At 70.4% G+C, this 12600-nt stretch carries 12 protein-coding genes; 1 reads left to right on the top strand and 11 read right to left on the bottom strand.

Features of this window, described 5'->3' with window-relative positions; all coding sequences use genetic code 11:
* Positions 1–20: 20 nt before the first annotated feature.
* Positions 21–1001 (bottom strand): N-carbamoyl-D-amino-acid hydrolase, encoded by a 981-nt coding sequence (locus tag KO353_RS11735; protein ID WP_218284885.1) that lies wholly within the window; start codon positions 999–1001, stop codon positions 21–23.
* Between the two features lie 338 nt (positions 1002–1339).
* On the opposite strand from KO353_RS11735, the gene KO353_RS11730 reads away from it, so the two are divergent.
* Entirely contained in the window at positions 1340–2398 is a 1059-nt protein-coding gene (locus tag KO353_RS11730; protein WP_218284884.1) for a hypothetical protein, read from the top strand.
* A gap of 246 nt (positions 2399–2644) precedes the next feature.
* Here KO353_RS11730 and KO353_RS11725 read toward each other — a convergent pair whose 3' ends face one another.
* Genes KO353_RS11725 through KO353_RS11680 form a run of 10 tightly spaced genes read right to left on the bottom strand, consistent with a single transcriptional unit; the run spans position 2645 to position 12591 of the window.
* A complete protein-coding gene (locus KO353_RS11725; protein WP_218284883.1) occupies positions 2645–3604 on the bottom strand; it encodes an ABC transporter ATP-binding protein in 960 nt (319 codons plus the stop codon).
* Positions 3601–4479 carry an ABC transporter permease gene (locus KO353_RS11720; RefSeq protein WP_235691834.1) on the bottom strand — a complete coding sequence of 293 codons (879 nt, stop codon included), beginning with the start codon at positions 4477–4479 and terminating at the stop codon, positions 3601–3603. Before KO353_RS11720 ends, KO353_RS11725 begins: the two co-directional genes overlap by 4 nt.
* On the bottom strand, positions 4476–5417 hold the full coding sequence (locus tag KO353_RS11715; protein WP_218284882.1) for an ABC transporter permease: 942 nt from the start codon (positions 5415–5417) through the stop codon (positions 4476–4478). The genes KO353_RS11720 and KO353_RS11715 overlap by 4 nt, the downstream gene beginning before the upstream one ends.
* A 28-nt stretch (positions 5418–5445) precedes the next feature.
* Positions 5446–7002 carry an ABC transporter substrate-binding protein gene (locus KO353_RS11710; protein ID WP_218284881.1) on the bottom strand — a complete coding sequence of 519 codons (1557 nt, stop codon included), beginning with the start codon at positions 7000–7002 and terminating at the stop codon, positions 5446–5448.
* A 45-nt stretch (positions 7003–7047) separates the two neighbouring features.
* Entirely contained in the window at positions 7048–8166 is a 1119-nt protein-coding gene (locus KO353_RS11705) for an NAD(P)/FAD-dependent oxidoreductase (protein WP_218284880.1), read from the bottom strand.
* Positions 8163–9542 carry an FAD/NAD(P)-dependent oxidoreductase gene (locus tag KO353_RS11700; protein WP_218284879.1) on the bottom strand — a complete coding sequence of 460 codons (1380 nt, stop codon included), beginning with the start codon at positions 9540–9542 and terminating at the stop codon, positions 8163–8165. Before KO353_RS11700 ends, KO353_RS11705 begins: the two co-directional genes overlap by 4 nt.
* Positions 9539–9811, bottom strand: a complete 273-nt coding sequence (locus KO353_RS11695; protein ID WP_218284878.1) for a (2Fe-2S)-binding protein — start codon at positions 9809–9811, stop codon at positions 9539–9541. Before KO353_RS11695 ends, KO353_RS11700 begins: the two co-directional genes overlap by 4 nt.
* Entirely contained in the window at positions 9808–10503 is a 696-nt protein-coding gene (locus KO353_RS11690) for an SDR family NAD(P)-dependent oxidoreductase (protein ID WP_218284877.1), read from the bottom strand. The genes KO353_RS11695 and KO353_RS11690 overlap by 4 nt, the downstream gene beginning before the upstream one ends.
* Complete coding sequence (locus KO353_RS11685) at positions 10496–11473, bottom strand: ABC transporter ATP-binding protein (protein ID WP_218284876.1); 978 nt, start codon at positions 11471–11473, stop codon at positions 10496–10498. Before KO353_RS11685 ends, KO353_RS11690 begins: the two co-directional genes overlap by 8 nt.
* Complete coding sequence (locus KO353_RS11680; RefSeq protein WP_218284875.1) at positions 11470–12591, bottom strand: NAD(P)/FAD-dependent oxidoreductase; 1122 nt, start codon at positions 12589–12591, stop codon at positions 11470–11472. The genes KO353_RS11685 and KO353_RS11680 overlap by 4 nt, the downstream gene beginning before the upstream one ends.
* Positions 12592–12600 lie beyond the last annotated feature (9 nt).

Here is a 12600-nt window from a genome sequence, read left to right as displayed (position 1 = left end):
CGCCGGTCGCCTGAGCGCGGCTAGACCATCGGCGGCTCGACCGCCCCGACCTGCGACACGATCCGCTGATAGTGCTCGGGACGGCGATGGGCGGCGAAGTTGAAGATGGTCGTCCGCCCGAGGCGGCACATCTCGAGGTCGCAGTCATAGGTGACGAGCTGGTCCTCCCAGCTGTCGGCCATCGCCACGATCTCCCCTTGCGGGTTGACGATGATCGAGTGGCCGAAGAGTTCCGCCCCGTCCTCGACCCCGGCTTTCGCCACCGCCACGCCCCAGGTGGCGTTCTGGTAGCAGCCGGCCTGGACGGAAAGGTGCGAGTGGAACACACGGAGGTGGTGCGCCTCCCAGCCCTTGGCGTCCTGGTTGATGGAGGGGGTGTTGTAGCCGAGCATCACGAGCTCGACCGATTGCAGCCCGAGCACGCGCCAGGCCTCCGGCCAACGCCGGTCGTTGCAGATCAGGAGACCCATGTTGATGCCGCCCTCCACCCGCCCCATGGGCGAGCGGACCACGGGAAAGCCGAGATTGCCGACCTCGAAATAGCGCTTCTCGAGGTGCTGCACGCGGCGGTTCGGGTCGAACTCGGCATGTCCCGGCAGGTGCACCTTCCGGTATTTGAGGATGATCCGCCCGTCGGGATTGACGAGGATGGCGGTGTTGAACCGGCGCGGCCGAACCGTTCCCGTCTCGTCCGCCTCCGTCGTGAGCTCGGCATAGCCGAGGTGGAAGCCCATCCGGTAGCGGCGCGCCGCCTCGAACAGCGGCGCGGTCTCGTTCGACGGCATCGCCGTTTCGAACCAGTGGTCCATCTCCTCGATCCGCTCGGCGTAATGTCGCGGGAAGAAGGTGGTGAGCGCGAGCTCGGGGAAGACTATCAGCTCCACCCCCCGACGGTGGCCTTCGGCCATCAGCGCCAGCATGCGCTCGACCGCGACCTTGCGGCTGTCCGACTTTTGGATCGCGCCGAGCTGCGCGGCGCCAACGGTGATGCGACGTGTCATCCACCCCTCCTCAGTTTCATCCTCCAGTCGAGCACGGCAGGGCCGCGGAGAAAATCCCGTGCGCGCGCACCCGCCGCCGTGTGGCCGCGGGCCGGGCGGAACAACGCCCGAGCCGAAGCGCCGAGCGGGGGCGTCCGCCACCTCGGATCGCCCGCGTGTGCGTCCTCCTCCCGAGCGGTCGCGCCCTCGTCGGCCCCGCCCCCGGAACGGCTTCAATCCGCTCCCCTCCCCCCTCGACCCTTGCGCGCGCAGGGTGCTAGAGAACCGCGTTGGTTGCACGCCCGCCGCCTGATCGCCATGACAGACCCATCGCCGCCGAGGGGGACCTGACCCTGACGATGCCTGCGCGACGCTCCGCTCGCTCCCGTCTTCTCCCGGCCCTTGCCGCGCTCGCGATCGCCGGCTGCCAGCCGGCCGTGTCGCCGCAGCTTCAGCCCGCGCCGCTGCCTGCGGATGCGTCATCTCTCACCCCGGGCGCGCCGCGGCTTGTGCCCACCGGAACCGTGGTCGATGCCCGCGTGCAGCTTCTCGCGGGCGAGCTCTCGGGCCTCAAGGCGTCGGTGATCGATAATGCCGAGGAGGCCCGGCTCCTCCGCGCGGCGATGGTGGATCAGACGGCGCGCTACCAGGCGATCGTCGGCACCGTGACCGCCCGGCTCCAGGTCGGCACCACCCCGGGGAACCCGGAACTGATCGCGCAGTGGAACGAGGCGCAGGCCTTGCTCGGCCAGCTTGACCAGAACCTCGCGCGGCTCTCGGCGCTGTCGCCGCGCGTCGCGGCGAATGCGTCGCAGGCCAATTTCCTGCAGAGCTCGATCCGCAACGCCTATCGTCTCTCGGGCGGCGTCGATCAGGACCATCGCAACCTCGGGCTGCTCGAGGACGACACCAACCGAACGCTCGTGGTGATCGATCGCCTGCTCGGCGACATCACCGACGACATCAGCCGGCAGTCCTCGGCGCTCGCCTCCGAACGGCGGTCGCTCGGCTCGCTCGCGCTCGCCATCAACTCGGGGCGGATGTTCGGCGCGCCGCTGTCGCAGCGGATCGCCACCTCCCCCGCGCTTCGGCCGCCGCCTGCGCCGGTTGCGGCGACGCGACGGCCGCTCGTGACGATCCGGTTCGACCGGCCCGATGTCGCCTATCGCCAGCCGCTCTACGAGGCCGTCGCGGCGGCGCTCGATCGCAACCCCGGCATCAGCTTCGAACTCGTCGGCATCGCGCCGGCGCGTGGCGAGCCGGCCGATCAGGCGAGGGCAGCGTCGGAGGCGCGGCGCCAAGCGGAAGGCGTGGCGCGGACGCTCGTCGAGATGGGCCTGCCATCGGAGCGGCTGAGCCTGTCTGCTTCCACCCGCCGCGACATCGCCGCGACCGAGGTCCAGGTCTTCATCCGCTAGGGTTCGGACCGCCATACCCGGTGCCAAGTGGCGAGACGTACGGCTGGTCGGGTCAGCCCGCGGCGCAGGCGGTGCGGCACGACGGACTGTCAACCAGGGTAGCAGCCCGTCACGATCCTCCACCCGTGTCTGCCTCGGGCACAGGACGTTCGTCGCGGTGACACGCGACGACCGGACGACGTGGCGCCCCCCTCAGCCGAGGCTTCGCCTCAGCCGGTTGAGCGGCCCGGCCTCCGCCCTCTGCCATCACACCAGCACGCAGGCGGCCCCGCGCTCGCCGCGACGCCGCCACGACGGATACGCGGCGCGGCAGGCATCCTGCACATGCGGACAGCGCGGGTGGAAATGGCACCCCGAAGGCGGGTTGGCCGCCGAAGGGATCTCGCCGACGATCCGAGGCAAGGCGCCACGCCCGACCGGGTCGGGCACAGGCGAGGCATCGCGCAGCATCCGCGCATAAGGGTGAAGCGGCTCGGTGAAGACCGCACTGACCTCCCCTTCCTCGACGATGCGGCCGAGATACATCACCGCAACACGGTCGCAGAACCACCGCACGACGCCGAGATCGTGGCTGACGAAGACGAACGCGAGATTGCGCCGCTTCTGCAGGTCGCGCAGCAGCAACAGCACCTGCGCCTGAACCGAGACGTCGAGCGCCGAGACCGGCTCGTCGGCGATCAGGAGCTCGGGCTCGACGGTGAGCGCGCGCGCAATCCCGATGCGCTGGCGCTGGCCGCCCGAGAACTCGTGCGGGTAGCGATCGAGCGCGGAGGGCGGCATGCCGACCTCATCGAGCAGAGCGGCAGCACGGTCGCGCGCGGCGCGCCCCGAGGCGAGCCTGTGCACGCGCATCGGCTCGGTCAGCGCCTGGCCGATCGTCTGGCGCGGATTGAGCGACGAGTAGGGGTCCTGGAAGATGATCTGCATGCGCTGCCTCAGTCGTGCGAGCGCCTCGCCGCGCGCGGCGCGAACATCCGCGCCGTCGAACCGCACCGTCCCGGCATCCGGCTCGATCAGGCGCAGAACCGCGCGCGCGACCGTGGACTTGCCGCAGCCCGATTCGCCGACGAGGCCGTAGGCCTCGCCACGGCGGACGCTGAACGACACGCCATCGACCGCGCGCACCGTCGTCGTGACAGGGCGGGGAAAGCCCTTGGTCACCGTGAAATGCTTCACGAGCCCGTCGACCTCGAGCAGCGGCGTCATTCGGCGCGGAGCTTCGGATCGGTGGCGTCGCGAAGCCCATCCCCCACCATGTTCAGCCCGAGCACCAGGAGCAGGATCGCGATTCCTGGGAAGATCGCGAGCCACGGCGCGTCGAGGATGTTCTCGAACCCGTCGCGCATCATCCCGCCCCAGGTCGGCGTCGGCGGCTTCACCCCGAGGCCGATGAACGAGAGCGACGCCTCGGTGCGCACCGCGGTCGCCATCCAGAGGCTGCCCATCACCAGCACCTCCGAGAGGATGTTTGGCAGGATGTGCACGAACAGGATGCGCGCGTGGCTGTAGCCGAGCGCACGGCCGGCCTCGACGAAGGCGCGCTGCTTCAGCGCCAGAACTGGCGCGCGGGCGATCCGCGCGAAGGGCGCAATCGCGGTCAGCCCGATCGCGACCACCAGATTGACGAGATCCGGCCCGAGCAGCGCCACCACGACCAGGCCGAGGATGAGGCTCGGGAAGGACAAGAGCACGTCCATCACCTGCATGACGAAGGTGTCGAAGCGGCCGCCGACATATCCCGAGATCATGCCGATCGCGCCGCCGATCACGATCGCCGCGGCGATTGCGGTTAGCGAGACGATCAAGCTGATCCGCCCGCCCCAGAGGATGCGCGAGAGCACGTCGCGACCGAAATAGTCCGTTCCGAGCGGATGCCTGGCACTCGGCGGGCTCAACTGGGCGATCACATCCTGCTCGATCGGATCGTGCGGCGAAAGCCACGGGGCGAGGATCGCCGAGAGTGCGATCAGCACGCAGAGGATGATGCCGATACCTGTGGTCGGGTTCGCGAGGAACCGCGCGACCGCGCGACGCAGCGGCGCAACAGGCATGAAGGCGGGTGCAGCAGCCCTCGTCGTCATGCGTGCTTCACCCGCGGATCGATCAGCCCGTAGGTGAGGTCGGTGATCAGGTTCACGACCACGATCAGGAAGCAGTAGATCACCATCAGGCCCTGAAGCATGGAGTAGTCGCGCTGGTTCAGGGCACCGACGATAATCTTGCCGAGGCCGGGACGGTTGAAGACGATCTCGGTCAGCACCGAATTGCCGATCAGGATTCCGACATAGAGCCCCACCACGGTGACCACCGGAATGAGGGCGTTGCGCAAGCCATGCTTCCACACCACGGCACGCCAAGGCACGCCCTTGGCGCGCGCGGTGCGGATGAAGTCCTCCGACAGCACCTGCAGCATCGCGCTCCGCGTCACCCGTGTGATGTAGGCTGCCATCACGAGTCCAAGCGTGATCGCGGGCAGCACGAGCTTATGCAGCCTGTCGGCGGGATCGGACAGATTGGCATTGCCGATCACCGGGAACAGCCTCCAGTGGAGCGCGAACAGAAGCAGCAGGAAGATCCCCGAGACGAACACCGGAAAGGATAGGCCGAGCAGCGAGAGGATGCGCGCCGCGACGTCGATCGCGCGGTTGCGGTGCAACGCCGCCCAGATCCCGACCGGCACGCCGATCACCACGCCGATCAGCATCGCCGCGGCGGTGAGATCGAGCGTGTGCGGCAGCACACCCGCGACCTCGCTGAGGATCGGCCGGCCGGTGACGAGCGAGGTGCCGAAGTCGCCGGTCAGCGACGCGAGCAGGAAGTCGAGGTATTGCTCGTGCAGCGGACGATCGAGGCCGAGACGCGCGCGCAGGGCCGCGATCGCCTCCGGCGTCGCCTGATCGCCGAGGATCACGAGCGCCGGATCGCCCGGCACGATGCGGACGATCACGAACACCAGCGTCAGCACGGCGATCAAGGTCGGCACTGCGGCGACCAGCCGCCGCACTACGAACCCGATCATCCGCCGGACCCGGCCGGCCGGCCCTTGCTCACCGGAATCGCGTCGCCTCCGTGATCAGCGGCCCGAGCGACATCGAGCCCTTGAGCTCGTAGCCGTAATCGACGCTCTCGTGGCGCGCGAACACCAGCATGGTCTCGAACAGCGGCACGCCGCACACCGCCTCGACCAGCTTGCGCTGCGCGGCGGCCCAGAGGGCGAGCTGCTTCTGCGGATCGGTCTCGATGCGCGCGGCGTCGATCTCCGCGTCGGCCATCGAGCAGTGGCTGAAGTTGGTGACGGCGGTCGGCGTCTTGACGATCGACCGGCCGTGGTAGAACTGCGTGAGATAGATGTCGGCGACCGGAAAGCGCGCCGCGGCATAGTAGACGAGCGGGCTCAGATCCTGGCGGATCTGCTGGTGGAACGTCGCGTGCTCGACCACCTGCAGGTCGAGCGTGATGCCGACGCGGCGCAGCTGCTGCTGCACCACCTGCATCGCGCTCAGCATTTCCGGCAACTGGGTGTGGATCACGCGCACCGTGAACCCGTTCGGATGCCCGGCTTCGGCAAGCAGCGCCCGCGCCCGCGCCTGGTCGAAGCCGGGAAGCGGGACGTCGGCGGTGAAGCCGAGATAGCCGCGGGGCACGAGCGACTGCCCCTCGCGCGCGACCGCCTCGCCGCGCCAGCGCACGAGCTCTGAGCGGTCGATCGCGTGCGCGATCGCGCGGCGCACGCGGATGTCGTCGAACGGCGGTTGGCGCGTGTTGATGTTGAGGATGGCGAGTTCCGCCGGTTCGAAGACGTCGACGATGACGTTCGGCAAACGCTGCGTGCGCTCGATCCAGGCCGTCTGGGCGCGGCCGTAGTTGATGTCGAGCTCGCGGTTCTGGAAAGCGAGGTCGCGCGAGGCGTCGGACGGAATGAACCGGTACGAGATCCGCTTGATCTGCGGCGCGCCCCGGAAATAGCCCTCGTGCGCCGCAAGTTCGAGCGACTGGTTCGGCGTCACCGAGGCGAAGGCGAAGGGGCCGGAGCCGACCGGCGCGCGCACGAAGGCGTCGCCCTTCTGCTCCACCGCGCGCTTGGAGACGATGTAGCCGCCGGCATAGTTGGTCACGAGCCCGAGCAGGCTCGGAACGTTCTCGCGCAGGCGTATCCGCACCGTGTACGGGTCGACCACCTCGACCGCTTCGAAGGCACGGAAATCGCCGGAGAAGGCTGACGTCGAGGGCTGCGCCGCCTTACGCAGGCTGAAGGCCACGTCTTCGGCCGTGACCTCGCCGAACCCGCCATGGAACTGCACGCCGCGACGCAGGAAGAAGGTCCAGGTTCGGCCGTCCGCGCTCGCCTCCCAGCGCTCGGCGAGGTCAGGCTCGATCTCGGCCGGGTTGATGCTGCCGGGTTTGAACCGCACGAGGCCGTTGAACATCCAGGCGACCGCCACACGGTCGATCGTCGAGACCGCGAAATGCGGGTCAAGCCGGCCGACATCCTGGGCGGCCATGCCGACAGTGAGCGTCGTTCGCGGCTGCGCTGACGCGGTTGCGCCGAACGCCGCGATGCCGAGCACAGCTGCGCCCGCAAGCCGTGCCGCACGAAGTCTCATCGTTCCACTCCCCATCGTTCTCGTCAGTCCGCGATCATGTCGGCATCAGCTGGCGCTGCCAAGGGCGAAACGGTCGATGCGGAAGGGCTCGAGCGGCACGTCGGTGCGCCCGTCGAGCACGAGGTCGGCGAGGATTGCGCCGATCCCGGGGCCGAGCATGAAGCCGTGGCCTGAGAAGCCGAAGGCGTGGATCAGCCCGGGCGTGGTGCGGCTCGGCCCGATCACCGGCAGCCCGTCCGGCATTTCGCCGTCGATGCCGGTCCAGCTGCGGATCACGTGGATGCCGGCGAGGCGAGGGACGAGTTCGACCGCCCGTGCCATGGCGGCGAGCGTGGCCTCAGGCAGCGGTCGCGCCCATGGCGTGTCGGGATCGCACGCGCCGCGGCCGCCGCCGAAGATCACGTTGCCGCGGCGTATCTGCCGCAGATAGATGTCGCCGCCCACCACGCCCATGTTCGGCTCGATGAAGTAAGGGATCGGCTCGCTCACCAGCATGTTCGGCGCGAGTGGCGCGACCGGCACCGGCTCGCCGAAGCGTGCGGCGATCGCCCCGCCCCAGTAGCCCATGCAGTTGAGCGCGACGGGAGCGCGCCAGCTGCGGCCGCCATGCGTCACGACGAAAGCTGCGCCGTCGTGCGCGATCTCGTCGACCGGCGTCCGCTCGTTGATCTCGGCGCCTGCCGCGCGCGCAGCCTGCGCGAAGGCCGGAGCGAGCAGGCGCGGGTTGGCCGCGCCGTCCTCGGGTGCGAAGGCGCCCGCGACCACGCGCTGGCCGAGCCACGGCCAGCGCTCGCGCAGCCGGTTGGCACCGATCAGTTCCAGCGGGAAGTCATGCGCGCGCGCCACCTCCATGTAGGCGGCGAGTTCGGCCTCCTCCTCGGCGCTGCGCGCGAGCTTCAGATGCCCGGTCACCTCGAACTCGGAATCCGTGCCGATCAGCTCGGGCAGGCGCGCCCAGATCTCGCGCGCGCGCCGGGCGATCGGCAGCTCCGCCGGGTGCCGCCCGTTCTGTCGCACGCCGCCATAGTTCACGCCCGAGGCCTGGCTGCCGACGAGCCCGCGCTCGAACAGCGCGACGCGCGCGCCGCGCCGCGCGAGATGCAGCGCGGCCGAACAGCCGGCACCGCCGCCGCCAAGGATCAGCACGTCGTAGGCGGCGCTCATTCCGCGGCCTCTGCGAGGATCGGGATCGGCTTGACCGGCGGCTGGCCGCGCAGCCGGCCGACGGCGGCGATGTCGCAGCCGAGCGCATCGGCAAGGATCTCGGCGGCCGGCGGCCCGCACACTCGCCCCTGGCAGCGTCCCATGCCGATGCGGGTGAACGCCTTGGCGCGGTTGACCTCCGCCGCGCCACCCGTGACGTGGCGTGCGCGCGCCGCCGCGCGCAGCTCGCCTGCCGTGATCGCCTCGCACCGGCAGACGATCGTCGCGTCGGGAACGCGCGCAGCGAGCGCGGACGGGTAGGGAAAGGCGCGTTCGAGCGCGGCGCGGACGTGCGGGAGGCGGGCGAGCGCGCGGTCAAGCCGCGCGATCTCGGCGGCGTCCGAGGCAACCCCCGCGTCCTCGAGGACTGCCCAGGCCGCACGCGCGCCGGCAAGCTCGGCCGCGTCCGCCCCGCCAATCCCCGCGCCGTCGCCGGCGAGATAGACACCCTGGACGGGCGTCCGGCCCGCCGAATCGCGTTCCGGAATCCAGTTGCGCTCGATCGCGTCGAAGCGGAACGGCACGCCGGCGAGATCGGCGAGCTGGCTCTCCGGCTTCAGCCCGAAGCCGAGGCCGACCGCGTCGCAGGCGATGCGCTGCTCCCGCCCCCTCCGGTCGCGAACGCGCACGGCCTCGACCGCGTCCGTCCCCTCGAACGCCACGGGCACTCCGCCCTCCAGCACGCGCACGCCGGCGAGACGCAGCCGCGCCACAAGTGCGAGGCCCTTTGCAAACGTGACGGGATCGGCGAAGAGGCCCGCGGCCGCGCGCGCCTTGGTGCGCAACGGCGTGGTGTCCAGCACCAGCGCGACCGTGGCACCCGCCTTCAGGTACTGGGCGGCCGTAAGCCAGAGCAATGGCCCTGTGCCGATGAAGGCGACACGGCTGCCGATCGCCACCCCTTGCGCCTTCAGGGCGATCTGTGCCGCCCCCAGCGTGAACACGCCAGGAAGCGTCCAGCCCGGCACCGGAACGATCCGCTCCATCGCGCCGGTGCAGAGGATCGCTCGGTCGAAGGCGACCGCCTCGTGCCGCCCGGCGTGGAACGTATCGAGCATGCCCGGACGGATGTTCCACGCGAGCGTTCCGGGGCGCCAGTCGCACGCCGCATACAGCCGCTCGCCCCCGGCATGGATCGACTCCGCCTTCGCCGCCTCGGTGCCGTAGAGATCGCGCGAGCTGCGCGTCGTCCCGGCGACGGGCCGCTGGTAGATGCGGCCCCCGTTGGCCGGCGCCTCGTCAATCCAGACGGGGCGAAGCCCGGCACGCACGAGCACCTCGACCGCGCGCGTCCCCGCAGGCCCGGCACCGACCACCACGACCGTCGGGCCCGTCATGTGCGCCGCACCGCGATGCCGGGCACAAGCGGCGTCGTGCAGGCGCGCACGCGCCCAAGCCCGTCCACCCAGACGAGACAGTCCTGGCACACGCCCATCCAACAGAACCCGGCGCGAGTGCCGTCGCCGAACTCGCTCGCGCGCACGTGGCCGGCATTCGTCAGGATGGCGGTCAGAAGCGTGTCGCCCGCAAGCGCCTCGGCGGGCGCGCCGTCGAGCGTGAAGGCAAGACGCGGCCGATCGGTGTCGGCAAGACGCACGAGCCTCACAGCGTCGGCTCCAGCCGGCAGTTCACCAGGAGTTCCGCGGCCACGGCGTGCGCCGGAAGGCGAAGCACGGTCTCGATGAGCACGGCGAGATCCTCAGGTTGGGTCATCTGCTCGCGCGGATGGCTCGTGACATGCGCCGTCATGTCGGTCGCGACGAAGCCAGGGCAGATCGCGGTGGCGCGAATGCCGTGCTCCCAGCCCTCGCGGCGGATCGCATGCGCGAGCGCCACGGCGGCGAATTTGCTCGCCGCGTAGCCCATGTTCTCGTTCGCCACCCGCTTGCCGGAGAGCGAGGCGAGGATCGCGACACGGCCGCTGCCCGAGGCCACAAGATGCGGCCAGGCGGCACGAACGAGGTGCTTCGGCCCCTTGACGTTGACGGCCCAGAGCGCGTCGAGCGCGGTGTCATCGCGATCGAGCAGGCGTGCCATGGGATTGATCCCGGCGGCGGCGACCACGGCGTCGATACGGCCGAACCGATCCGCCGTGGCGTCGGCCCAGGCGTCGGCGGAGGCCGGATCCTCGGCATCGTAACGGTGCGTGAACAGCCGGTTGGAGGGAGGGAGGTCGTGCCGGTCGCGCACGCCTGCAGAGACGCTGAAGCCGCTCGCGAGCAGCTGGAGCACGACCGCCCGGCCGATCCCGCGCGCCGCGCCGGACACCATCACCACCCGGCCTTCTGCGTCAAGCATCCGCCAACGCTCCCGTCGTGACATGGCAGCGCACGCGATGCCCCTCGTCCACCGCCACGAGCGCCTGGTCGCGCTCGCAGCCGTCGCGCCTGAGCGGGCAGCGTGGAGCGAAGCGGCAGCCTTGCGGCATCGAATCGAGGGCGGGCACGCGGCCGGGGATCGCGGCGAGGTCCTGGCCGACACGGTCCATGCGCGGAATGGTGGCGAATAGCGCCCGCGTATAGGGATGCCCGGGTGCGGCGAAGATCGCCTCCACCGGCCCCTCCTCGACGATCTCGCCCGCGTACATCACCGCGACCCGGTCGGCGATCTGCGCCACCACGCCGAGATTGTGGGTGATGAACAGCACGGCCGTGCCGTGGCGCGCGCGCAAATCGGCAAGCAAGCCAAGCACCTGCGCCTGGATCGTCACGTCGAGCGCGGTGGTGGGCTCGTCGGCAAGCAGCACGGCCGGCTCGCAGGCGAGCGCCATGGCGATCATCACGCGCTGGCGCATCCCGCCGGAGAACTGGTGTGGATACTCGGAGAGACGCGCCGCCGCCGAGGGGATCTTCACCTCCTCAAGCAGCGCGAGCGCCTGCTTGAGCGCCTCCCTGCGCGAGAGGCCGCGATGGCGAATGAGCGGCTCCGCCACCTGGTCGCCCACCGTCATCACCGGATTGAGGCTGGTCATCGGCTCCTGGAAGATCATCGCGACGCGATCGCCGCGGATCCTCTCCAGCTCCGCTTCCGGCAGGCCCGTGATCTCGCGCCCCTCCAGCACGATCCTTCCGGCGGCGATCCGACCTGCCGGCGCCGGCACCAGCCCCATGATCGAGAGCGCCGTCATCGACTTGCCGCAGCCCGACTCCCCGACGAGCGCGAGCGTCTCGTTGCGCGCCAAGGCGAACGAGACGTCCTTCACCGCTGGGTACCAAACGCCGCCGATTCGGAACTCGGTGCGCAGCCCTTCGACCGAGAGCACCGTCATGCCGCACTCCTCTCGATCAGCCGCGCCGGAGCGAAGGGGGCGACGGGAAGGTTCGTCCTCCCGCGCATCATGATCTCGGCGACGGCGGCGCCGGCCGCCGGCGCGAGCTGGAAGCCATGCCCGGAATAGCCGAAGGAGTGCACGAGCCCGGGGCAGGTCGTGCTCTCGCCGATCACCGGGAGATCGTCAGGCGTGCGCGCCTCGATGCCGCACCAGCTGCGCAGGATTCGGACGCCGCGCATGAGCGGAAACAGCTCAGTGGCGATTCCTGCCGCCCGGGCGAGGTTGCGGACGTCCACCACCGCGGTCTCCGTCGCGGGGTCGGCGCGGCCCTGGTGGCCGCCACCGATCAGGACCGTTCCGGCAGCCGTTTGTTTGAAAGAGAGCGGGCGGGCAACGGTGCTGACCGTCGGCTCGACGAAGCGCGGCAGGCGCTCGGTGACGATCATCATGGAGGCCTTGACGCCGCAGCGGATCGTCTCCCCCACCGAGCGTGCGATCGCGGGCGCCCAAGCGCCGGCGCAGTTGGCAACCCTCGTCGCCTCCCACGACCCGCGGTCTGCGACGACGCGCAGGTTCCCGCCTGCCGTGCGTTCGAGCGCGAGCACACTCGCCCCCTCCTCGATCGCCACACCGGAAGCGAGGGCAGCGTGCCGGAAGGCCATCACCGTCCGCATCGGGTCGGCCGCCCCGTCGTCGCGCACGACCAGGGCGCCGACCACATGCGGCGCGATCGCCGGCAGAAGCCGCCGTGTCTCGGCGCGGTCGACCACCTCCTCATGCGTCCAGCCGAGGGCTCGCAACTCGGTTGCGCGGTGCTCGAGGGCGGTGAGCTCCGTTTCGTTCTCGGCCACCTTCACCTGGCCCGAGGGGCGGAAGCCGCCATCGTCGCCCACCAGCGCCCGAAGGTTCCGCCACATCTCATGCGCCACCTGAGCCAAGGCGATCTCGCGCACGTCGCGCCCGAGCCGACGCACGCCGCCTGCATTGATGCCCGAGGAATGCCGCCCCACATGGCGGCGCTCGAGCACCGTCACCGACCAGCCGCTGCGCGCGAGATGCAGCGCTGTCGACAATCCGTGCAGCCCGCCCCCGATGACGATCGCGCGTTCCAGCATTGGGATCGC

This window comes from Elioraea tepida (assembly GCF_019203965.1).
Taxonomy (GTDB): domain Bacteria; phylum Pseudomonadota; class Alphaproteobacteria; order Acetobacterales; family Acetobacteraceae; genus Elioraea_A; species Elioraea_A tepida.
Note: the sequence above shows the minus strand (reverse complement) of the source record. Positions and strands in the feature narration are given on the sequence as shown.